The sequence below is a fragment of the Streptomyces reniochalinae genome (assembly GCF_003323735.1).
Lineage (GTDB): Bacteria > Actinomycetota > Actinomycetes > Streptomycetales > Streptomycetaceae > Streptomyces > Streptomyces reniochalinae.
The window spans coordinates 42,643-64,725 of record NZ_QOIM01000020.1; the positions used below are offsets into that span (position 1 = coordinate 42,643).

The window sequence follows — 22,083 nt, forward strand, 5'->3', positions numbered from 1 at the left end:
GCCCGTCCCCGCAGGCAACACCCGCTTACTGCGCCGGGGGTTCGGAGCGTCCGACCAAGGAGGACACGTGCTCCACCGCAGCAAAGCCACAGCCACGGCCACCGTCGCCCGCGCCATCGGGGTGACGGCCGTGCTGCTGGCAGGCACCACCGCCGTGGCGGTACCGGCCTACGCGGCACCCGCCGCGGCGGCCGACGACAGCGCCGCGGCCGCGTCCGGGGCCGCCGCGCCGAAGGCGGACTTCGACGGGGACGGATACGCGGACACCGTCAGCGGCGCCCCGAAGGCGACCGTCGGGGGCAAGCAGTACGCGGGCTATCTCACCGTGACCTACGGCTCGGCCAAGGGCACGAGCACCACGAAGCGGCAGCTCTTCAGCGCCAACAGCGAGGCCGTGCCCGGCAGCGTGGAGGACTACGGGAACTTCGGCGGCCAGACCGCCGCCCGCGACTTCGACGGGGACGGCGTCACCGACCTGGCCGTCGCGGGCGGCGGGGGCGCCGTCATCCTGTGGGGCGAGAAGGGCAAGGGCCTGACCGGCGGCACCAAGGTCTCCGCCGACGGCGGCGCCCAGCTGGCCGCCGGCGACTTCGACGGCGACAAGAAGCCGGACCTGGCCCTGGCGGGCGGACAGTTCGACGACACGGTGGAGGTGCTCTACGGCGGCTTCACCCGGGAGGGCAAGCCCGCCAGGACCGGCCAGGTGAAGACCGGCCACACCTTCGCGCCCACCTCGCTGACGGCGGGTGACGTCACCGGAGACGGCGCGGACGACCTCGTCACCACGCACGCGTTCGAGGAGATGTCCGAGTCCAGCGAGTTCTACACGGGCTCCAAGGACGGCCTCGTCGACAAGGCGAAGGACGTGGACGACGCGGAGACCGCCGTGATCGCCGACGTGAACAAGGACGGCTTCGGCGACCTGGTGATCCGTACCGTCCCCGGCGGCGTGGTGGAGGACCTGCCGCACGACCACGGCACCGTCAAGGTCCTCTACGGCTCCGCGCAGGGCCCGAGCACCGAGAAGACCACCACCCTCACCCAGAACAGCCCGGGCGTGCCCGGCGCCAACGAGGAGGGCGACGAGTTCGGCAAGGCGCTGGCCGCGGGCGACGTCAACGGTGACGGGTACGCGGACATCGCCGTCGGCGTGCCCGGTGAGGACATCGGCAGCGGCGCGGCGGGCAAGGACACCGGCGCGGTCGTCCAGCTGCTGGGCGGCAAGAACGGCCTGACGGGCACCGGCGCGAAGAACTGGGACCAGGGCAGCGCGGGCGTGCCCGGTGCCGTGGAGGCCGGGGACCGCTTCGGCGCGGCGCTGGGCTTCGGCGACACCGACAACGACGGCCGTGACGACCTCGCGATCGGCGCCCCGGGCGAGGACGGCGACGCCTCGGCCACCGACGCGGGCGCGGTGTGGGTGCTGCGGGGCGCCGACGGCGGCCTGACGGCCGACGGCGTCGTCTCCTACGGTCCGAAGACGCTCGGTGGCCCCGAGAAGGGCTCCGGGCTGGGTTCCGCCTTCTCCCGCTGACCGCGGGTATCGCTCGGCACCGGGCACCACGCCCCTCCGAGACGGCTCGGGTGTCCCCGTAGGCGGGACACCCGGGTGCCGGGGCCCGACCTCCTCGAGGTCGGGCCCCGGCTTTTTCCGCGTTCAACTGCGCGTGGCGCGGGAGTTACTGAGGTGGCGTCACCTTACGGGTGAGGTCGCGGCGGCGCACCGCGAAGTCGTTGTCATGTCCCAACCACGTCGGTACTGTGACGGGCTCAGGCGCCTCAGCTCCCTCCCCCCACAACAGGAGCAGCCATGTCCCCTCAGTCCCCTCACCTTCATGTCCGACGGCGCGGCCGGCTGAGCGTCGCCGCCCTCTCCGTCGCCGCCGCCGCGGCCCTCCTGGTCACCGGGGTCGGCGGCCAGTCGGCCACCGCCAGACCATCCGACGGCAGCGGCCCCTCCATGAACGAGTCGTTCACCGACGCCGCCGAGGAGTACGGCGTCCCGCGCGACCTGCTGGCCGCCGTCGGCTACGGCGAGACCCACTTCGACGGCCACGACGGCAAGCCCAGCCAGGCGGGCGGGTACGGCGTGATGCACCTGGTCAGCAACCCCACCAGACACACGCTGGAGAAGGCCGCGCAGCTCACGGGCGAGCCCGTCTCCGAGCTCCGCGAGGACACCGACGCCAACATCCACGGCGGCGCCGCCGTGCTGCGCGCCTACGCCGACAAGCTGGACATGAGCGCCAAGGAACGCCACGACGTGGACGCCTGGTACCCGGCCGTCGCCCGCTACGGCGGCGCCTCGGGCGCGACCGCGAAGCTGTACGCCGACACCGTCTACGACCTGCTGGAAGACGGCGTGCGCGGCACAGGCCCCGGCGGCGAGAAGATCACGGTGGCGGCTCGCGACGTCCACCCCGACAAGGGCACCGCCGGCGCGTCGGCGCCCGCGGCGAAGAGCCCCGACTACCCCGACGCCACCTGGACCCCCGCCGACCCCGCCAACTACCGCGCGGGCCGCGCCGAGACGCTCGACAAGATCGTCATTCACGTGACCCAGGGCTCCTACGCGGGCTCCATCAGCTGGTTCCAGAACCCCGAGGCCAAGGTCAGCGCCCACTACGTCGTGCGCTCCTCCGACGGCGACGTCACCCAGATGGTGCGCGACGCGGACACCGCCTACCACGCCAGGAGCGCCAACGCCTCCGCGCTGGGCATCGAGCACGAGGGCTACGTCGACGATCCGTCCTGGTTCACCGACGCCATGTACCGCTCCTCCGCGAAGCTGACCCGCCACCTCGCCGACAAGCACGGCATCCCGCTGGACCGGGAGCACATCATCGGCCACAGCGAAGCGCCCGGCAACGACCACACCGACCCGGGCAAGTACTGGGACTGGGACGCCTACATGAAACTGGTCAAGGGCTGAGAACCGCGGGGACCCGGCTCGTGCCGGGTCCCCGCGGCGCTCGACCCGGCGCCGGCGCCAGCGCCCTAGGGAGTGTCTTCCCAGTAGCGGCGTCCGCCCGGAGGGCGGGCCTGGCGGTGTCTGGTGCGTGCGCTCGCAAGGCGGAGGAGGGAGTCCCTGCGTGGGGGCACCTCCCGGGGCGAGCGAAGCCGAGCCCTGGGGGAAGCGGCGACCGACGACAACGCCGCGAGCGTGCGTGCCAGACACCGCCAGGCAGGCGGGACTTTGACGACACGACCTAGGACCGGGGAACGAGCGGGCGTCGACCCATCGGCAGGTGCCGGGCGACGGGCCGGGCGCCTACCGTAGGGCGCATGTCAGCGTCCGAGACCCCGCAGGCCGCAGGCCCGGCCGCCCTCCCCAAGGAGTCCGTACTCAGCGCCGCGCACCGGCCGCTGACACTCGGCATCGTCTCCGTCGTCCTCCTCATCGCCTTCGAGGCGACCGCCGTGGGGACGGCGATGCCGCCGGCCGCCGACGAACTGGACGGCATCTCCCTGTACGCGTACGCGTTCTCCGCGTTCTTCACGACCTCCATAGTCGGCATGGTCACCTCGGGGCAGTGGTGCGACCGGCGCGGGCCGCTGCCCCCGCTGGCCACCGGCATCGTGCTGTTCGCCGCGGGCCTGGTGCTCTCCGGTACGGCCGCCGCCATGTGGACCTTCGTGCTCGGCCGCGCCGTGCAGGGCGTCGGCGGCGGACTCGTGATCGTCGCGCTCTACGTGACCGTCAGCCGCGCCTACCCCGAACACCTGCGCCCCACCGTGATGGCGTCCTTCGCCGCCTCCTGGGTGGTGCCCTCCGTCGTCGGCCCGCTGATCTCGGGAACCGTCACCCAGCACCTCGGCTGGCGCTGGGTGTTCCTGGGCATCCCGGCGCTCGTCGTGGTGCCGCTGCTGGTGATGCTGCCGCCGCTCAGGCGCCGGGCCTCGGGGCCGCCCGGGGGCGCCGCGGCGCGTCCGGCGGCCGCCGGAGCCGGCAAGCCCGTCGACGGCGACGCGCGGCGCATCCGGCTCGCCCTCGCCGTCGCACTGGGCGCGGGGCTGCTCCAGTACGCGGGCCAGGACCGCAGCTGGATCGCCGCGGTGCCCGCCGCCGCGGGTGTCGCCCTGCTGGTGCCCTCCCTGCGGGTGCTGCTGCCGCGCGGGACCGCCCGCGCGGCGCGCGGTCTGCCCGCCGTCATCCTGCTGCGCGGCGTGGCCGCGGGGTCCTACGTCGTCGCCGAGAGCTTCGTCCCCCTGATGCTGGTCACCCAGCGCGGCCTGTCCGTGACGATGGCGGGGCTCACCCTCGCCGCCGGCGGCGCCCTGTGGGCCCTGGGCTCCTTCGCCCAGTCGCGGCCCCGGATGGAACCCCACCGGCGCCGCCTCGTACGGCTCGGCATGGCCCTGGTCGTCGTCGGCATCGGGTACACACCGCTCGTGCTCGTCCACTCGGTGCCCGTGTGGACCCTCGCCGTCGCCATGGGAGTGGGCTGCTTCGGCATGGGACTGACGATCTCCTCGCTGAGCGTGCTGATGCTGCGTCTTTCCGCCCCCGAGGAGGCCGGCCGCAACTCCGCCGCGCTCCAGCTCTCCGACGGCCTGTCCAACGTGCTGCTGCTCGCGGTGACCGGCGCCCTCTTCGCCGCGCTCGGCGGCGGCTCCGTCACCGTCGGCGCGTCGGGACCGCACGGCGGGTCGGAGGCCGCGACGGCCGGCGAGCCCGGTGCGTTCGCCGCCGTGTACGCCGTCTCGGCGCTCGTCGCCCTGGCCGGGGTGTGGGTGGCGGGACGGCTCCGCCCCCGCGAGACCGCCGCCCCCGCCCCCGCCGCCGACGGCGGGGGCGGGGGCGGGGCCGGAGCCGGTGCCCAGCCGCGTCAGGCGGCGTCCGGGGAACGGCCGTCCGACGGCGCGGCCGCGCCGACCGCCGTCCCCCTCGAACCGAACGGCTGAACCCAAAGCCCGGAACCCGGCCCGACCCCCGTACCCAAATTCCGCTTATGGTGCGGTCATGTTCGACTCGCGGCACATCCAGACCTTCCACGAAGTCGTGCGCGCGGGCTCCTACTCCGCCGCCGCCCGCGCCCTGGGCTACACCCAGCCCGCGATCACCCAGCAGATGAAGGCGCTGGAGCGGTCCGTGGGCACCCCGCTGTTCCTCCGCGTCGGGCGGACGATGCGGCTCACCGAAGCCGGCGAGACGCTCGCCCGGCACTCCGAGGTGATCCTGGAGAGCATCAGCACGGCCCAGCAGCAGATGGAGTCCCTCACCCGGCTGCGCGCCGGCAAGGTCACCGTCTGCTCCTTCCCCAGCGCCGGCGCCACGCTCGTCCCCGAGGCCCTCGCCGCACTGGCCGCCGAGCACCCCGGCATACGGGTCGAGCTGCGGGAGGAAGAGCCCCCCGAGTCGCTGCTGCGCGTCGTACGCGGCGAGTGCGACATCACCCTCGCCTTCACCTACCCCGGGCTGCGCGAACAGGTGCCCGAGGAGCTCGTCGAGATCCCCCTCCTGGAGGACCAGCTCACCGTCCTGCTCCCGGCCTGGCACCCCCTGGCCCGGCGCCGCGCCGTGAAACTCGACGCGCTGGCCGACGAGCGGTGGATCGCGGGGTGCCTGCGCTGCCGGACCAACTTCCTGCACGAGTGCGCCGAACTCGGCTTCGCGCCGAAGATCGCGTTCACCACCGACGACAACCTCGTGGTGCAGAGCCTGGTAGCCGAGGGTCTGGGCATCGCCATGGTGCCGGGGCTCGTCCTCTCCTTCCTCGTCCACGAGAAGGTCACAGGGCGCGCCCTCGACCCCGCGTCCCGGCGCCAGGTCTCCGCCTACGTGCTGCGCGAACACCTCCGCGTCCCGGCGACCGCACGCGTGCTGGACGCCCTCCGCCGGGCGGCTGACCGGCGCGTGGGCTGCTGAGCCCCGGCGCCGGGCCCCCGTGGCACCGCCCCACCCATAAGCGCCGCTGAGGGAAACCCCAAAGAACCGTCGTTGGACGCCGGGGAAACCCGGCACGACGCTGCCCGTATGACAGCGACGACGACCGAGACACCCACCCCCACGACGGAGCGCCTGCGCGCCCTCATCGCGGACGTGCGCGAGGCCGTCGGCCGGGGACTGCCGCCGGACGTGACCGCCTACCTGGTCGGGGAGAAACTCGCGCCCCACCTCGGCGCCGAGGGTCTGCTGACACCCGCCCAGTGCGAGCCCGACCCCGCCCACTACCGCCAGCACGTGCTGCACGCCGAGGGCGACGGCAGCTTCTCGCTCGTCGCCCTCGTGTGGCTGCCGGGGCAGGGCACCGCCGTCCACGACCACGTCTCCTGGTGCGTGACCGGCGTCCACCAGGGCGAGGAGCACGAGCGCCGCTACCGGCTGCTGCCCGCCGAGGCGGCGGGCGGCAGCGCCCGCCTCGTCGCCACCGAGGACGTCGTCAACCCGCTCGGCTCCGTGTGCGGGTTCGCGCCGCCCGGCGACATCCACCGGGTGTGGAACGGCTGCGACGGGCTCGCCGTCTCCCTGCACGTCTACGGCGCGGACATCTCGCGGCTCGGCAGCAGCGTGCGCCGCGTCTACGACCTGCCTGCCGACGCCTGATGGCCCTGCTGGGCCACCGCGCCGACGCGGGCGCCTCCCCGGCGTCGGCGGGATCGGCGGAGTCATCGGAACCGACCGGGTCACCGGGGGCGCGGTCTCCCGCGTCCCCGGCCAAAAACCGGGGGCCCAGCCGGCTGCCCGGGCTCGCCCTGGCGGCTCTCGGCGTCGTCGCCGCCTGGGCCGTGCACCTGCTGCTGCCCGCCGTGCCGGTGCTCACCGCGGCGGTCGTCCTCGGCATCGCCGCCGCCCACCTCCCCGGCGTACGCGGGCTCGTGCGCGGCGCCGCGCGCCCGGGGCTCACCCTCGCGGGCAAGCGCCTGATGCGGCTCGGCATCGTGCTGCTCGGCCTGGAGCTGAGCCTCGGTGACGTACTCGGCCTCGGCTGGACGACCGTCGCCATGGTCCTGTGCGTCGTCGCCGCGACCTTCGCCGGCACCGTCTGGCTCGGCCGCAGGCTCGGCCTGCGCGGCGACCAGCCCGTCCTCGTCGCGACCGGCTACTCGATCTGCGGCGCCTCCGCCATCGGCGCGGTCGGCGACGTACGCGGCAGCGAGGAGGAGGACGTCGCCACCTCGGTCGCCCTCGTCACCCTGTGCGGCACCCTCGCCATCGCCGTCCTGCCCGTGCTCCAGGCGCCGCTCGGCCTGGACGCGGACGAGTTCGGGCGCTGGGTCGGTGCCGGGGTCCACGACGTCGGACAGGTCGTCGCCACCGCGCAGACGGCAGGGCCCACGGCGCTCGGCCAGGCCGTCCTCGTCAAGCTCCTCCGCGTCATGATGCTGGCCCCGCTCGTCGCCGCCACGGCTCTCGCCCTGCGGCAGCGCAGGAGGACACCCGCGGGGGCGAAACGGCCGCCGCTCGTGCCGCTGTTCGTCGTCGGCTTCCTCGCCCTGGTGGCGCTGCGCACCACCGGGTGGCTCCCGAACGCCGCCGTCGACGGTGCCGGGTGGCTCAGGGAAGTCCTGCTGGCCGCCGCGCTGTTCGGGCTCGGCAGCGCGGTGCACCTGCCGACGCTGGCCAGGACCGGGGGCAGGGTGGCCGCCCTGGGCCTGTGCTCCTGGATCGTCGTCGCGGGCGCCTCCTACGGCGGCGTCCTGATCACCACCTGAGCCCCCACGGGCCGCGCCGTGAGCGGCGCCCTCCTCACACCAGCTGACCGCCCACGGGCCGCGCCGTGAGCGGGTGACGGGAGTTATCCGCTCACGGCTGCCTGGGGCCGGATGGGCAGGCGGTTGACCGGCCGGCCCGTGGCGGCCCGCACCGCCGAGGCCACCGCCGCCGGCGCCGTGACGACCGGCACGGTCGAGGCGGCCTTCGCGCCGAACGGCGCGACGACGTCGCGCTCCTCGATCAGCTTCACGATCCGGATGTCGGGTGCGTCCAACGCCGTGGGCAGCGCGTAGGCCGTGAAGTCGGGGTGGCGCACCTGTCCCTTGGCGACGCGCAGGTGCTCGGTGAGCGCCGCGCCGATGCCCTGCGTGATCCCGGCCTCCAGCCTGGCCCGCAGCTGCCGGGGGTTGAGGACGGCTCCGACGTCCTGGGCGAGCGCGACCTCCACCACCCGCACGGAGCCGAGTTCGATGTCGACGTCGACGACGGCCCGTACGGCGGCGAAGGCGAGGCCGACGAACGCGTCTCCCTGCCCCCACGCGTCCAGCGGTTCGGTCGGATGGGGGCGGCACTGGGCGGTGGCCCACAGTTCCTTGCCCTCCAGCACCTCCGCGACCGTCGTCGAGAGGACACCGTCGTACGAGGTGATTTTCCCGTCCGCGACGCTCAGCAGTTCCGTGGACATGCCGAACTTGGCGGCCAGCGGCTGGAGCAGCTGCGTGCGCACCATCTTCGCCGCCCGTTCGACGGCTCCGCCCGACACCCAGGTGTGCCGGCCGCGGCCGCCCGCGCCGGACGGTGGCTGGTCGGTGTCGACGGAGGCCACGTGGACCTCGTCGATACCGAGGACGTCCTGCACGATCTGCCGGGCCAGCGTGTCGAATCCCTGCCCGGCCTCGACGGCGGCGCACATCACCGTGGCGACGGGCCCGTTGACCTTCACCGTCGCCGTGGAGACCTCGTCGGTCCCCTCCGCGCCGAGCAGGTGCACCATGCCGAGCGCGTAGCCGACGCCGCGGCGGACGGCCGAGGGGTCGCCCGCGCCCTCGGGCCCGCCGGGCAGGAGCCAGTCCTCCTCGGGGGCGTCCTTGGGCAGCGGCGGCAGCGGCGCCTCGCGTACGGCGTCGAGCAGTTCGGCCACAGGGGCCGGGCAGGTCACCGTCTGGCCCGTGGGCAGCAGGTCGCCGGTGGCCAGCGCGTTGCGGGCCCGCACGTCGGCCGGGTCGAGCCCCAGCCGTTCGGCGAGCTTGTCCATCTGCCCCTCGTAGGCGGCGCACACCTGGAGTGAGCCCTCGCCGCGTACGTGTCCTGACGGCGGGTTGTTGGTGCGCACCACCCAGCCGTCGATCACCGCGTGCGGCACGACGTAGGGACCGCACGCGAAGGAGACCGCGGTGGCCAGCGCGTCCGCGGACGTGTCGGCGTACGCGCCGCCGTCGAGCAGGATCTGCGCCTCGACCTTCACCAGCTTCCCCTCGCTGTCCGCGTGGTGGCGGTAGCGCAGGAGGGTGGGGTGGCGGTGGGTGTGGCTGAGGAAGGACTCCTCGCGGTTGAGGGCGATCTTCACCGGGCAGCCCGTGCGCATCGCCAGCAGCCCCAGCGGCACGTGGAGCCCGGCGTCCTCGCGGTCGCCCATGGCCCCCGGCACGCCGGTCACCACGACCTTGACCTGCTCCGGCGGCAGCCCGAAGCAGGCGGCGGCCAGGTCGCGGTCGGTGTGCGGGTCGGTGGTGGCGGTGTAGATCTCCACGCCGCCGTCCGGGCGGGGCACCGCGAGCGCCGCCTCGGCCCCGATCGGCGCCGGATCCTGGCGGCCGACCCGGTAGAGCCCTTCCACGACGACGTCCCCGGTCACGTCCGGATCGCCGTAGCGCAGCGGGATGTGGCGCAGCAGGTTGCCGTCCGGGTGCAGCGGTTCGGCCTCGAACGACTTCTCCGGGTCGGTGACGGGCTCCAGCACCTCGTACTCGACGGCGATGGCGGCGGCGGCCAGCCGTGCGGTGTCCGGGTGGTCGGCGGCGACGGCGGCGATGGGCTCGCCGTGGTAGCGCACCACGTCCCGGGCGAACGCGGGCTGGTCGGCGATCTTGCGCCCGTGCGCGGCGTCACCGGTGACGTCCGCGTGCGTGACCACGGCCTGGACGCCGGGCATCCCGGCGGCCTCCTCCGTGTCGATCGCCACGATGCGCGCGTGCGGGTGGGGCGAGCGGTGCACCGCGGCCCACAGCAGCCCGTCGGCCCACAGGTCGGCCGCGTACGGGAAGGTGCCCTGCGCCTTGGCGTAGGAGTCGGTGGGCAGCACGGAGGCGCCCAAGCCGTGCGGCTCGGGCTCCGAACGCGCGCTCGGGGGCAGGGGAGTTCCCCCGGGGGGCGTCGCCGTCGCGGCGCCGGCGCCCGCGCCCTGCCCGGCGCCGGTGTGGCCGTCAGCCGTCTGAGTCATACCGCCGCCTTCCTGTGCCCTTTCCGTGCGTGCGGGTCCCACGCCGCCTCACGAGCCGCCGCCACCGTGCGCGGGGTGGTCGGGGTGTCCGGGGTGCCGGTTCTGGTGCGGGATCTGCGCCGCCGGATCGTACCCGTAGCCCTCGGTTTGCGGTGGGCCGTAGGCGTCGTACCCGTAGGCGCCCTGCTGTCCCGACTCGGGAGCGAGGTGGCCGCCGTCACCGTAGGTGCCGTGCTCGTAGGGCGGGCCCTGCTCGTACGGGGCCTGCTCGTGCGGGCCCTGCTCGTAGGCGCCGTGCTGTTGTTCGTACGCGCCCTGCCCCCAGGCGTCCTGCCCGTAGGAGCCGTTCTGCTGGGGGCCGTTCTGCTGGGGGCCGTTCTGCTGGGGGCCGTCCTGGTGGGAGCCAGGGTCGCCGTGCTGCTGACCGTACGAGCCCTGGTCGTGCGGGCCGTGGGCGTACGTCCCCTGCTGGAACGCGTCCTGCCCGTACGCGGTGTGCGGCGGGTGCTGTCCGTGCGGGTGCTGTCCGTGCGGGTCCTGGCCCGGCGCCGCGGTCTGTTCGCGGGACGCCGCGTGCGCCGCCTCCGCCTCGGCGGCCTCGCGCTCCGCCTTGGCCGCGCGCTGTTCGACGACCGTGTGGACGGCGTCCAGCACCCCGCGGTAGCCCGAACACCGGCACAGGTTGCCGCTGATCGCCTTGCGGGTCTCCAGGTCGGTGGGCGCGTGGTTGCCCTCCAGCAGGTCGTGCACCGTCATCGCGAGCCCCGGCACGCAGAAACCACACTGCACGGAACCGCTCTCGGCGAGTGCGCACTGCACGTCGGAGGGCCCGCCGTCGGCCGACAGCCCTTCGACGGTCCGCACCTCGCTGCCGGCCGCCGTCGCGGCGGGCACCAGGCACGCGGCCACCAGCCGCCCGTCCACCTGCACCGAGCAGGCACCGCACTCGCCCTGCGCGCAGCCGTCCTTGGCCCCGGCCAGGCCCAGCCGTTCGCGCAGCACGTACAGCAGCGACTCGCCGATCCAGGCGCTGGCGACGGGCCGGTCCACGCCGTTGACGTGCAGGACGTAGGAGACGTGCGGGTGCTCGTCCTCCGTCTCGACGGCCTCGGGCACGGCGTCCACGACGGCCTCGGTCTCGGCAGCACCGCTCACACCGGCGCCCGCACCGCCGGCACGTGCGCCCTCGGCGCCCGGTCCGCCCTCGGCACCCGGTTCTGCCGCGGTGCCGGCGGGGCCGGTCCTCCCTTCGGACTCCGGCGCCTCACGGGCCCCGGCCTGCCCGATTTTCCCGGACTCTTCGCTCTCCCCGCCGTCCGTGCGGGACCCGGGGATCTCGTCTGTCTGCGGAGCGGCACCGCCGGCGGTGTCCCCGCCGGACTCCTGCCCCTCCGTGCCGGCGGCCGGGACCGGCTGGGCGACCGCCGGTTCAGGCGCCTGCCCGGGCGCCTGCGGCTCGGGGGCGGCCGCGCCCAGCGATGTCACCTCCGCGTCGGTGCGGCTCTCCGGCTCGGCGGGCGGCGCGGGCGGCTCGGTCGCGACGATCTGCGCGGGAGGCCCGTCGGATCCGTCGGATCCGGCCGTCCCCTCGGCACTGCCGGGACCGGCCTGCGCGGGGATGGTCGGCGAGAGGCCGGGCACGGGCGCGGCCGCGGAGCCGTCGTCGCCCGGGTGACCCGGTGCGCTGTCTTCCGGCACGCCGGGGTCCTGGGACCCGCCCCGCTCGCTCGACGGAGCGCTGGGAAACGCGTAGTGCGACGCCGGGTGCGCGGACACCGGCTCGCCCTCCTGCGGCAGGCCGGGAACAGCGGTTCCGGCGGTGCCGGCCGGCCCGGCGGGCTCCTGGGACGGCATGGGCCCCGGGCCCGGCTCGCCCCAGTGCGGGGCCGGCGCGGGCGACGAGGGCACCCAGGAGCGCTCCCCGGCGCCCAGGTCCGCGGCAGCGGCCTCGGCCGACGGCGGGCCGGGAGGGGCCGCGGAGGGCGACGGGGACGGTGACGGTGAGGGGGCGGCCGGGTGGTCGCCGGGGCCGCTCGCCGAGGGGGCGTCCTGTGCCCTGTCCTCACGGGCGACGCCCGTGCCGAGGGGGCGGCGGCCGGTACGGGCCTCGTGCGAACCGGCGAGTGCGGCGGCCGCCGAGCCGCCGGGGACGTGGCCTGCGCCGTGGCTCTCCGCCTGGCTCTCGCCGCCGTACGCGGGCTCGCCACCGAACACGGACCCGTGCCCGGCACTCTGCTGGCCCGCTCCCTGCTGGCCCGCGCCCGGCGCCTCGTCCTGGTAGCCGGACTCGGGCCCGGCGAACGGCAGCACCCAGTGCCCCGCGGAGGCGGGGTCGGTGCCGACCGCGGGCGGCAGCGGCACGCCGGCGGTGCCGCCCGCCGGCGCGTCGGCCGAGGTCTGCGACAGGTCGATGGCGGGCGGGGTGTAACCGCCCTGGCCCGTGCCGGGAGCGGCCAGCGGTACGTCGTCCTGGAAGCCGCCGGGCGGCAGTTGCACGAACGCGGTCGCGTCGGCGTCGTACTCGCCGCCGCCCCAACTGCGCGGCACGTGCTGCCCGTACGCCGGGTCGGCGGCCTGACCCCCGTAGGGGCCGTACGGGGCACTTCCGCCATGTGTGACATACGGGTCGTCGCCCCAGGCGCCGGTGCCGTTGCCGCCCTCGTCTGCGTCCGTGTGCGCGTTCACGTGTCGTCCGTGCGGGTCCGCACCCGCGTGCGGCCCCGCGCCCCCGTTCCCGTTGTCCTGTGGTGTACCGCTCATGCGAGAGCCCTCCCGAGTCCTCGGCGGGCCAGTGTCGCCACCGTACGCCGCAAGTGCAGCGCAGCGGGCGGAAGCTGGGGCACCGCGCCCGCGGCCCCCTCTTCCCCCTCCTCGGGTGGCGGATCGGGGATGCAGGCCATCGCCACGTACTCCCCGAAGGCGCTCAACGCCTCGGGGGCCAGAGCCCGCCGGCCGTCCCAGTCGATGAGCGAGGCGATCCAGCTCTCCGCCTCCAGCGGGCGCAGCGGCATCGGCGCCACGGCGCCCACGGCGCAGCGCACGTTGCGCCGCATCGGGTCGAGCACGACGGCGACGGAGGCCAGCGCGCGGCTCGGCCCGGTGCGGCTGGTGGCCTTCAAGAACGTCTGCGGGGCGTGCAGCAGCGGCACCTTCACGTAGCCGACGACCTCACTCGGCTGGAGCATCTCCATCCCGGCCAGCAGGTGGCTGACCGGCAGCTCACGGCGGGCGCCCTCGGGGCCCGCGATGGAGAGGGTCGCCTCCAGCGCTGCCAGCACCGGCAGCGCGTCGCCGGTGGGTGACGCGCTGACGATGTTGCCGCCCAGCGTTCCGGCGTTCCGGATCTGCGGCGGTCCCGCGGCGCGGGCGGCCGCGGCCAGCGCGGGGATCAGCGCGGCGAAGTCCGGGCGGCCCATCCGGGCGTGGGTGAGGCCGGCGCCGAGCACCGCGTGCCCGTCCTGGTACGACCAGCCGCGGATCTCGCTGATCCGGCCGAGTCCCACGAGCGCGGCCGGGCGCAGCTGCCCCGAGTTGACCTCGCACATCAGATCCGTGCCGCCCGCGACGGGGACGGCGGCGGGGACCGTCGACAGCGCCGAGACGGCCTCGTCCAGGGTGGTCGGCAGCATGACAGGGGGCACAGCCTGCGCGGCCCGGCCGCCGCCTGGTGCATGCCGTACGTGCGTGCTCAACCTGCTGCCCCTTCCCCGACCTACCGGGCTTCCCGGCTGCACTGCCGTACGGTACGTGCTCACAGCCCGGACGAGGCAACTCTGGCATATCTCGGCCCGTGGCCGACACGAGGGCCAGCAATGGGCCCTTTCGCGCGGTAAGAGCCCAGTTCTCCTCGTTCTCCCTTTCCACCCGGCTCCGTCCGCAACCACGGAACCGGGTCACGGACGGGAGCGGCCTGGGCGGCACGGGCAGGGCCGGCGGGGCGAAGCCCCGTGACGGGGGCGGGTTTTCGGCTGTTCTCAGTCGAGGGGGCGGCCGGGGATGCCGGGCCGCCGCTGCCAGGGGCGGGGCCCGTCCAGGGGGCGGTACTCGACACCGGCGGCGTCCAGACGGGGAAGGTGCGCCCCCACGAGCCTCTCGACGAAGTCGTCGTAGGAGCCGCCGGGTCCGCTCCACGCGACCTCCGCGAGCGCGGCGAGCCGTGGGAAGACCTGATAGTCGACGCGCTGCGCACTCTCCGCGCACTCGGTCCACATGTTGGCCTGCACGCCGAGCACCCGCTCGCCGCGCCCCGCCGCGGCGAGCCGCTCCGGCACGGGTGAGAATCCGTACACGTCGCGCAGGGTGGCGACGCGCCCCAGCGGCACGGGTTCGTCGGGTCCGGGCGCCTGCCGCCGGTCGAGGTACAGCTCGTGCTCGGGGCACATCACCACATCGTGTCCGGCCTCGGCGGCCGCGGCACCACCGTCGGTGCCCCGCCAGGAGGAGACGACGGCGCCGGGGGTGAGCCCTGGCCCTTCGAGGGTTCCGCCGTCGAGGATCTCGTCCCAGCCGACGAGCCGCCGTCCGCGTGCGGCGAGCCACCGGTCGAAGTGGCGCACCATCCAGACCTGGAGCGCGTCCTCGTCGCGGAGACCTTCCTGGGCGATGCGGGCCTGCGCGACGGCCGAGGCCCGCCACTCCTCCTTGGGGGTCTCGTCGCCGCCGAGGTGGACGCAGGGGGAGGGGAAGACGTCGAGGACTTCGTCGAGTACGTGTTCGTAGAAGCGCAGCACGTCGTCGGTGGGGGCGAGGAGGTGGGGGCTGACGCCCCAGTCGGTCCACACGCCGAGCGCGGCGGTGTCGACGACGTCCGTGCTGCCCAGGTCGGGGTAGGCCGCGATGGCCGCCTGGGAGTGGCCCGGGAGTTCGATCTCGGGGACGACGGTGATGTGGCGTTCCGCCGCGTAGGCGACGATCTCGCGGAGGTCGTCCTGGGTGTAGTAGCCGCCGTGGCGGCGTTCGTCCCACAGGGGGGAGGCGCGGTGTCCGACACGGGTGCGGGGCCGCCAGGCGCCCGTCTCGGTGAGCTGGGGATAGCGACGGATCTCCATACGCCAGCCCTGGTCGTCGGTCAAGTGGAAGTGGAAGACGTTGAGCTTGTGCGCGGCGAGCAGGTCGAGGAGGCGCAGCACGCCGTCCTTGGGCATGAAGTGCCGGGCCACGTCGAGCATCATGCCGCGCCAGCCGAAGCGTGGCGCGTCCTCGATGTGGCAGCGCGGCACGTGCCACTCCTGCCCGGGGAGGCCCGCACGGCGGAACGCCGCGGGCGGCAGGACCTGGCGGAGTGTCTGGGCGCCCCAGAAGACCCCGGCGGCGTCACCGCCCTCGATCAGGACGCGGGCGGGGGTGACGTCGAGGCGGTAGCCCTCGGCGTCCAGCCCCTCGTCGACGCGCAGTTCGACGGTGGTCCCGGCGCTCGCCCCTGCGGCCCCGAGACCTTCGCGGAACGGCAGCACGGTGTGGCCGCGCAGCCACCGCGCGACACCGTGTGCGGCGGGCTCGGCGACGAGTGCGGTGTCGGTGTTCCAGACGAAGGGCGGCCCGTCGGCTTCCCGCACCTCACGGGCGCGCGGCACGAGTGAGGCCAAGCCAGTGCCCGGCATCTTCGGTCCTCCTATTTCACGGCGCCGCCGAGGCCCGAGACCAGGCGCCGGTGTACGCAGACGAAAAAGACGAGTACGGGCAGTGTCATGACCGTGGAGGCGGCCATCACCCCGCCCCAGTCGGGTGTTTCGGTGTCGAAGAAGACCAGCAGCGCCATCGGGAGGGTGGAGTTCTCCGTGGCGCTGATGATGAACGACTTGGCGAAGAGGAAGTCGTTCCAGGTGGAGATGAAGGAGAAGACGCTCGTGGCGACGAGGCCGGGAAAGACGAGGGGGAAGAGGATCTGCCACAGGAAGCGTGTCCGGCTCGCGCCGTCGATGAACGCCTGTTCCTCCAGCGCCTCGGGGACGGCCTTGACGAAGCCCCGCAGCATCCAGATGGCGAAGGGGAGGGAGAAGGCCAGGTGCGGGAGGATGAGGGAGAGCAGCGAGTTGAGCGCGCCCACGTCCCGCATGAGGAAGAACAGGGGAATGGTCAGCGCCTCGACCGGCACCATCTGCGCGGCGAGGAAGAGCACGAGCAGCGTCGTGCGCAGCCGGAAGCGGAAGCGGGTGACGGCGGTGGCGGCGAGGAAGGCGATGAGCGCCGAGGCGAGGACGACGGCGCCCGCCACGAGCAGGCTGTTGAGGAAGTAGCGCCCGAATTCCTGCTGCGCGAAGACGCGCCGGAAGGAGTCGAGGGTGGGTGTGAGCGTCCAGGGAACGGGCCGGTCCGAGCGGATCTCGCCGGCCGGTTTGAACGCGGAGAGGACCATCCAGTAGAGCGGGAAGGCGACGAGGAGTGCGATGAGCACGGCGGCGCATTCGGCCGCGAGCCGCCAGGGTTTGCGTATCCGGCGGCGGAAGCGGTGGCCAGGGACGGGGGCATGGGCGTCGGCCGAGGTGGGAGGGGAGGCGGGGGCGCTCATATCTCCTCCCCGTTTCTGCGGAGCAGTTTCAGGTAGAGCAGCGTGACCGACAGCAGGATGAGCAGCATGACGACGCCGATCGCAGAGCCGAGGCTGTACTGGGAGGAGGCGAAAGCCTTCTGGTAGGCGTAGACGTTCAGGACGAGGTTCTGTTTCGCGATGCCGCCACCGCCGGTCATCACATAGATCTGGGTGAACACCTTGAAGTCCCAGATGACCGACTGGATGGTCACCACGATCAGGATCGGCCGCAGCAGGGGCGCCAGGACGCTGCGCCAGGTGCGCCACACGCTCGCCCCGTCGAGGGTGGCGGCTTCGACCACCTCGGTGGGCACGGCGCGGATTCCGGCGTACGTCGTCACCATCACCAGCGGGAACGAGCACCACACGACCTCGAAGAAGACGAGGGCGAACGCGCTGAGGCGTCCGTACGTCCAGGCGAAGTCGCCCAGTCCCAGTACGCGGTTGACGGGGCCGAAGTCCGGGTCGAAGAGGAACACCCACACGGTGGATCCGGTGATGGCGGGGGTGGCCCAGGCGCCGAGTGCGGCGAGCATCAGCAGCAGCCGTGGCAGCGCCCGCACCCGCGTCAGCAGGACCGCCAGCGCGCACCCCACGGTCATGGTTCCCAGCACGCAGGCGGCGGCGAAGACGACGGTCGCCAGCAGGACGTTCCAGAATTGGGGGTCGCCCAGGAGTTCGGCGTAGTTGCCGAGCCCCTGGAAGCTCGTGGGCTCCCCGCCGCTGACCTGCGCCTGGGTGTAGTCGAGGACCGAGATGAGCCCCAGCTGGTAGACGGGGTAGACCAGCAGCCCGGCCAGGACGACCAGGGCCGGCGCGAGGTAGAGCCAGGGCGTCCAGCCGCCGCGCCGGGCGCCGCCGGTGGGGCGCCCCGGGCGGGCGGGGCGGGCCCTTGGGGGCCCGCCGGCGTCCGCGGGGCCCGGCGTGCGGCGGGGGCGGGACTTCGCCCCGCCGGTGGCGACGCTCACTCGGCGAACGCCTCGTCCATCTTCTCCGCGGCAGCGGCGGCGGCGCCGGCCACGTCGTCCTTGCCGCTGACGATCCGCTGGAACATCTCCGGCAGGATGAGCGAGGAGTCGATCGTGCCCCAGGCGGGGCTGGCCGGCACGAACTCGGTCCCGGCGTCGAGCGTGCGCACGAACGGCTTCACGAACGGCTCGCGCTCGGCGACCTGCCGGCGGGTGTCGCTGAAGGTCGGCAGGAAGCCCATCGCCTCGAACAGCTGCTCCTGGGTGCGCTTGCCCGCCAGTTGCTCGGCCAGCCGCACCGCGAGGGTGCGGTGTTCCGTGCTCTTGAGGACGCCGATGTTGTTGCCGCCCGCGAACGCGGGGGCGATGTCGCCCTTCTCGACGCCGGGCAGCGGGACGACCCCGTACTCGCCTTCGACCTTGCCGTTCTCCATGGCCTGCCGGTTGAAGTCGCCGCCGATGGCCATGCCCGCCTTGCCGCCCGCGAAGACCTCGACGGTCTCGTTGCCGCCCATCTTGGCGCACTTGCCCGCGGGGCAGTTGTCGTCGCCGAACAGGGAGGTGTAGGCCCTGATGCCCTTCTTTGCGGGCGCGGCGTCGAGCGCGGAGGTGAACGAGCCGCCCTTCTCCCGCGCCAGCTCGCCGCCGTGCGCCCAGATGAACGGCATCGCGCCGTAGGTGTAGGCGCCGCCGACGGCGATGCCGTACATGTCCTCGTGCGCGGCGCGGATCCTCTTCGCCGTGGCGGCGAGTTCGTCCAGCGTCCTGGGCGGTTCGAGGCCGAGTTCTTCGAAGACGTCGGTGCGGTAGTAGAGGGCCCTGACGCCGACGAAGAGGGGCAGCCCGTACTGCTTGCCCTCGACGGTGACGGACTTCTTGGCGGTGGGGTCCAAAGCGCGGGCGGCGCCCCAGGAGCCGAACTCGTCGCTGATGTCGGCCAGTCCCCCGTCGGCGACGTAGCCGGCGGTGTCGGTGTTGCCGTACTCGATGACGTCGGGAGCGGAGGCGGGGTCGTTGAACGCCCCCTTGATCTTCTCGGCCCGGCTGTCGATGGGGATGTACTGGACGTCGACCTCGACGCCGTCGTGCTGCTCCTCGAAACGGTCGGCGACCTTGTCGACGACCTTCTCCTTGGGCTCGTTGCCGACCTCGCGGAAGAGCCACACCCGCACGGTGCCGCTCTTGTCGTCCTGACCGCCGCCGCCCGACGAGGTGGAGGGTGCGCACCCCGCGAGTCCCGCGGCCAGGCCCATCGCCAGGAGCGAGGCCCCGGCGGCCCTCACACGGGTGAAGCCCCTGACACCGGTGACGCTCTTGTCGCTCTTGACGCTCTTGTCCGCTTCGGCTTTCACAGCGAGACCCCCAGCACTGGTATTGCACCCTACGCAACGACTGTTTCGCACTGCACAACCTGCACGTGAGCCGTGAGGCTACGAGCCCGGCCCGGGCAGGGCAATAGGTCTGAACCAATTAGTCCTGGCGCGACGCACCCGGACCGCGCCCTGCAACAGGCCTACCGCGGCTTCCTGGACGACCCGGAGGAGTTCTTCGAAGGCGTGGCGCTCGACGCCCTCACCGGGGGCGGCGGCAGGGCCGCGGACACGGCCGCCAAGGCGTCTCGTCTCAGCCGCGTGGCCGAACCCGCGCACCCGCCCAAGCCGGCGCACCCGCCCGAGCCGTCGCACCCGCCTCAGCCCGCCCATCCGCCGAAGCCGAGCCACGAGCCCGACGGCGGTCCGGTACCCCCGGACAAGGGGCCGCAGTGGCCCCTGGAGCTGCGCTTCGACGGTGACTTCGCACTGCACGACCCCGACACGGGACTGACCCGGCCCTTCGCACCTCCGGCCGACCTCGCCGACCGGGCCGGCGTCGCCCTCCTCGCGGAGGTGTACGACCGCAACGGCAACCGCGTCACGTTCGAGTACGACGCGGAGGGCACCCCGCTCGCCCTCGTCCACTCCGGCGGCTACCACGTGCGTGTCGAGACGGACACGACACGGCGCCGGGCGACCGCGCTGCACCTGCGCGGCGCGGCGCGGCGCCAGGCGGGGACGACCAGGAGATCGTCCGCTTCGGCTACGACCCGCGGGGCAACCTCGCCGAGGTCACCGGTTCAACCGGTGACGCCTTGCGCTTCGGTTACGACGAGGCCGCACGGATCGCCTCCTGGACGGACACCAACGACTCGCACTACGCGTACGTCTACGACGAACAGGACCGCTGCGTCTGGCAGTCCGGCGCCGAAGGCCACATGCACGCCGCCTTCGACCACAGCCCGCCGGACCCGGCGACCGGCGACCGCGTGACGAGGTGACCAACTCCCTCGGACGCCTCACGTACTACCTGGTGAACCCCCGCAGCCAGGTCGTCGCCGTCACCGACCCCACCGGCGCCACCACCCGTATCGAACGGGACGCGCACCACCGCGTGGGGCCTCCACCCGGTCTCCCAGACGGAACGCATCACCGACCCGCTGTCCCAACGCGAGATCGACACCCGCTTCTTCGCCATCGTCACCGACCTCGTCGGGTCTGGCTTACCGCCCCATCGAGCTCTGACGCCGTCATCGATGGCGGGGAGGACATGATCAAGTGCTTCCCGCGAGTGCCACGAAGGCGAGAAGGCGAGTGGGACGCCACGCCTGCACGCCTCGGCCGATCACCGGCCCGTCAGGGGAGTGCCGGCACACTCACGCTCACCCCTGAGTACACGAAGCTCGACTCCGAAACACTTCTGACTGACCGTGCGTTGACCTGAGCGTCACAGAGGGTCAGAATGCATGGCAGTCCCGACCTCCTCACCGCCCTACGGAGGACACCGCCCCATGGCCCTGCGGTCTCCGCGTCTGCCGACCCCGCCGCCCAATCCGTACGGGGCGCATCCGGGGGCCGGGTGGGCGCCGCCGCCCGGGCCGGCGGACGCGCAGCGTGCGGCAGCCGCCAGGAAGCGGATCGTCATCGGGGCGGTCATCGCCTTCCTGGCGCTCGTCTACGTCGTACCCCTTTGCAGCCGGCTGTTCTGACAGCCCGATGGCGCGAGGCACGGCGACGAGGTACGGCGTCACGGCACGGCGGACGCACGCGGGAAGCGGCGCGAAGCGGGACACGACTGCGAGGTTGCGAGGTCATCGGATGTGGAAGCGGGGGGCGGCCGGGGAGGTCGCAGGGCCGGACGTTGCCAAGGCCGCGGCCGGCGGAGGGGCCGCCGGGGCGGCAAGCACCCACCCCGAGTCCCCGGACCACCCGGGGACTCGGGCGGCGGCGTGGCGGGAGATACCCAGCGACGTCGAACGACGACTGCACGAGGCGAAGTCGCGGCACGACTGGGCCGCCTACCTGGACGTGCTGGCGGGCGAGTCGCTGTATCACGCGGCCCCGCGCGGCTGGCTGGAGGCGAATCCGGGGCGGGTGGCCATCACACCGGTGTGGCGTCCCGAGATCCAGGCCTGGTGCACGCCCGTCTACACGGAGGCCATGCTTCCGGCCCCGATCGACAACCCCGTCTTCTTCTCGCAGAGCCTGGGGTGGTTCGCGCGCGGCTGGGAGGCGACCGACCCCCCGTGGCTGGCGGTCAATCCGGGCTCGCCCTGTGAGGCGTACTTCCCGTCTGGCCCGGGTTTCCGCGCACTGTGGCAGCGCCACGCGGACAACGTCACCCAGGCGTGCACCCATCCGCACGAGACCCTGCGCACCCTGTGGGTCGGCGGGCCGCGCACCGGCGCCGTCGCGCGCGGGCTGGCGTGCGGGGCGCTGATGTCCGTGAAGAACGGAAGGTACTGGAACTCTCTCGGTCACGGCCACGGCTACACCGACGAACGGCGTCTCCTGGAGCGCTGGTGGGGCGTCACGACGCGGGAGACGTGGCAGCGCCACCAGGAGGACCTGCTCACGGCGGAGATGAGCAGCCCGGTGTGGGAGTTCGCCCTGGGGGTGCGGCACAGTCTGGCGCAGGACTTCGGCGGCCACGTGGAGACCGGCCACTGGCGGCAGGCCACCGAACGGGTGCTGCGCAGCCGGGTGTCCACCGCCCGCGTCGAGCTCTCCCCTGAGGGTGTCACCCGTACGGAGGGCCCGTCCGAGGAGGAGATGGAGGCGCAGGTCGAGGGCGTCAAGCGGCTGATCGGGCGCATCACCAGGTACGAGGCGCGCTTCCGTGCCGACGGGTTGCTGCCCGAGGGCCGGTTCGTCCGCTCGGTGGCCGCCTGGGACTACGGCCGCGCCTCCAACATGGCACGCTTCGGGCTGGGCGCGCGTTTTTGCACCTTGGCCGAGGCGGAGGAGGCCGTGCTGCGCGCGGGGCGCGTGAGCACCGCCGCGTACCGCTCGTGGGAGGACTTCTCCGCGGGGTACGCGCTCGGCCGCTGCCTCCACTTCGACGACGAGGAGTTCGGCCCCTTCTACGAGGAGACGCTGACCGGACACCGCCTGCTCACCACGGAGCCGGAGAGCCCCTGGCTGACCATCCCGTTCCGCTCCGAGGGGGACTGACC

The 22,083-nt window shown here is 73.7% G+C and carries 15 protein-coding genes and 1 pseudogene; 9 read left to right on the forward strand and 7 right to left on the reverse strand.

The features are described 5' to 3' along the window. The first annotated feature begins 67 nt into the window (after positions 1-67). The 6 genes and pseudogenes from DQ392_RS02230 to DQ392_RS02255 all read left to right on the forward strand — a co-directional run bounded on the left by DQ392_RS02230 (position 68) and on the right by DQ392_RS02255 (position 7,656). Positions 68-1,534: an FG-GAP and VCBS repeat-containing protein gene (locus tag DQ392_RS02230; protein WP_245981077.1), complete on the forward strand. Its 1,467-nt coding sequence runs from the start codon at positions 68-70 to the stop codon at positions 1,532-1,534. Between the two features lie 276 nt (positions 1,535-1,810). After that, positions 1,811-2,929: pseudogene (locus DQ392_RS02235) on the forward strand (N-acetylmuramoyl-L-alanine amidase); the annotation flags it as partial. 356 nt (positions 2,930-3,285) lie between these two features. Further along, positions 3,286-4,905 (forward strand): MFS transporter, encoded by a 1,620-nt coding sequence (locus DQ392_RS02240; RefSeq protein WP_114013754.1) that lies wholly within the window; start codon positions 3,286-3,288, stop codon positions 4,903-4,905. A gap of 58 nt (positions 4,906-4,963) precedes the next feature. Beyond that, positions 4,964-5,869 (forward strand): LysR family transcriptional regulator, encoded by a 906-nt coding sequence (locus tag DQ392_RS02245; protein WP_114013755.1) that lies wholly within the window; start codon positions 4,964-4,966, stop codon positions 5,867-5,869. A gap of 108 nt (positions 5,870-5,977) precedes the next feature. Then, entirely contained in the window at positions 5,978-6,547 is a 570-nt protein-coding gene (locus DQ392_RS02250; protein ID WP_114013756.1) for a cysteine dioxygenase family protein, read from the forward strand. Beyond that, entirely contained in the window at positions 6,547-7,656 is a 1,110-nt protein-coding gene (locus tag DQ392_RS02255) for a YeiH family protein (protein ID WP_114013757.1), read from the forward strand. The genes DQ392_RS02250 and DQ392_RS02255 overlap by 1 nt, the downstream gene beginning before the upstream one ends. Positions 7,657-7,739: 83 nt before the next feature. On the opposite strand, the gene DQ392_RS02260 is transcribed toward DQ392_RS02255, so the two are convergent. The 7 genes from DQ392_RS02260 to DQ392_RS02290 form a co-directional block, all read right to left on the reverse strand. Then, complete coding sequence (locus DQ392_RS02260) at positions 7,740-10,097, reverse strand: xanthine dehydrogenase family protein molybdopterin-binding subunit (protein WP_114013758.1); 2,358 nt, start codon at positions 10,095-10,097, stop codon at positions 7,740-7,742. A gap of 48 nt (positions 10,098-10,145) precedes the next feature. Beyond that, the gene (locus DQ392_RS34980; protein WP_245981079.1) at positions 10,146-12,857 is read right to left on the reverse strand and encodes a 2Fe-2S iron-sulfur cluster-binding protein; all 2,712 of its coding nucleotides are present in this window, start codon (positions 12,855-12,857) and stop codon (positions 10,146-10,148) included. Beyond that, positions 12,854-13,726, reverse strand: coding sequence for an FAD binding domain-containing protein (locus DQ392_RS02270; protein ID WP_114013759.1), 873 nt, complete (start codon positions 13,724-13,726; stop codon positions 12,854-12,856). Before DQ392_RS02270 ends, DQ392_RS34980 begins: the two co-directional genes overlap by 4 nt. Before the next feature lie 345 nt (positions 13,727-14,071). Further along, positions 14,072-15,697 carry a beta-N-acetylhexosaminidase gene (locus DQ392_RS02275; protein WP_114013760.1) on the reverse strand — a complete coding sequence of 542 codons (1,626 nt, stop codon included), beginning with the start codon at positions 15,695-15,697 and terminating at the stop codon, positions 14,072-14,074. A gap of 11 nt (positions 15,698-15,708) precedes the next feature. Further along, entirely contained in the window at positions 15,709-16,605 is an 897-nt protein-coding gene (locus DQ392_RS02280; RefSeq protein WP_245981081.1) for a carbohydrate ABC transporter permease, read from the reverse strand. Further along, positions 16,602-17,594, reverse strand: coding sequence for a carbohydrate ABC transporter permease (locus DQ392_RS02285; protein ID WP_114013761.1), 993 nt, complete (start codon positions 17,592-17,594; stop codon positions 16,602-16,604). The genes DQ392_RS02280 and DQ392_RS02285 overlap by 4 nt, the downstream gene beginning before the upstream one ends. Continuing rightward, positions 17,591-18,847: an extracellular solute-binding protein gene (locus DQ392_RS02290; RefSeq protein WP_114013845.1), complete on the reverse strand. Its 1,257-nt coding sequence runs from the start codon at positions 18,845-18,847 to the stop codon at positions 17,591-17,593. Before DQ392_RS02290 ends, DQ392_RS02285 begins: the two co-directional genes overlap by 4 nt. Positions 18,848-19,722: 875 nt before the next feature. Here DQ392_RS02290 and DQ392_RS02300 point away from each other — a divergent pair. The 3 genes from DQ392_RS02300 (at position 19,723) to DQ392_RS02310 (ending at position 22,081) form a co-directional block, all read left to right on the forward strand. Further along, complete coding sequence (locus DQ392_RS02300) at positions 19,723-19,908, forward strand: hypothetical protein (protein ID WP_245981082.1); 186 nt, start codon at positions 19,723-19,725, stop codon at positions 19,906-19,908. A 465-nt stretch (positions 19,909-20,373) separates the two neighbouring features. Continuing rightward, the gene (locus DQ392_RS02305) at positions 20,374-20,616 is read left to right on the forward strand and encodes a hypothetical protein (protein WP_147266473.1); all 243 of its coding nucleotides are present in this window, start codon (positions 20,374-20,376) and stop codon (positions 20,614-20,616) included. Positions 20,617-20,725: 109 nt separating this feature from the next. Next, the gene (locus tag DQ392_RS02310; protein ID WP_114013765.1) at positions 20,726-22,081 is read left to right on the forward strand and encodes a DUF1266 domain-containing protein; all 1,356 of its coding nucleotides are present in this window, start codon (positions 20,726-20,728) and stop codon (positions 22,079-22,081) included. The last annotated feature ends 2 nt before the right edge of the window (positions 22,082-22,083 follow it).

Excerpts from the sequence above, each read along its gene's own strand:
- DQ392_RS02260 (WP_114013758.1), bottom strand. The coding sequence starts at position 10,097 with ATGACTCAGACGGCTGACGGCCACACCGGCGCCGGGCAGGGCGCGGGC.
- DQ392_RS02305 (WP_147266473.1), top strand. The coding sequence starts at position 20,374 with ATGGCAGTCCCGACCTCCTCACCGCCCTACGGAGGACACCGCCCCATG.
- DQ392_RS02280 (WP_245981081.1), bottom strand. The coding sequence starts at position 16,605 with ATGAGCGCCCCCGCCTCCCCTCCCACCTCGGCCGACGCCCATGCCCCC.
- DQ392_RS02240 (WP_114013754.1), top strand. The coding sequence starts at position 3,286 with ATGTCAGCGTCCGAGACCCCGCAGGCCGCAGGCCCGGCCGCCCTCCCC.
- DQ392_RS02270 (WP_114013759.1), bottom strand. The coding sequence starts at position 13,726 with ATGCTGCCGACCACCCTGGACGAGGCCGTCTCGGCGCTGTCGACGGTC.
- DQ392_RS02255 (WP_114013757.1), top strand. The coding sequence starts at position 6,547 with ATGGCCCTGCTGGGCCACCGCGCCGACGCGGGCGCCTCCCCGGCGTCG.
- DQ392_RS02245 (WP_114013755.1), top strand. The coding sequence starts at position 4,964 with ATGTTCGACTCGCGGCACATCCAGACCTTCCACGAAGTCGTGCGCGCG.
- DQ392_RS02310 (WP_114013765.1), top strand. The coding sequence starts at position 20,726 with ATGTGGAAGCGGGGGGCGGCCGGGGAGGTCGCAGGGCCGGACGTTGCC.
- DQ392_RS02250 (WP_114013756.1), top strand. The coding sequence starts at position 5,978 with ATGACAGCGACGACGACCGAGACACCCACCCCCACGACGGAGCGCCTG.
- DQ392_RS02290 (WP_114013845.1), bottom strand. The coding sequence starts at position 18,847 with ATGGGCCTGGCCGCGGGACTCGCGGGGTGCGCACCCTCCACCTCGTCG.
- DQ392_RS02275 (WP_114013760.1), bottom strand. The coding sequence starts at position 15,697 with ATGCCGGGCACTGGCTTGGCCTCACTCGTGCCGCGCGCCCGTGAGGTG.
- DQ392_RS34980 (WP_245981079.1), bottom strand. The coding sequence starts at position 12,857 with ATGAGCGGTACACCACAGGACAACGGGAACGGGGGCGCGGGGCCGCAC.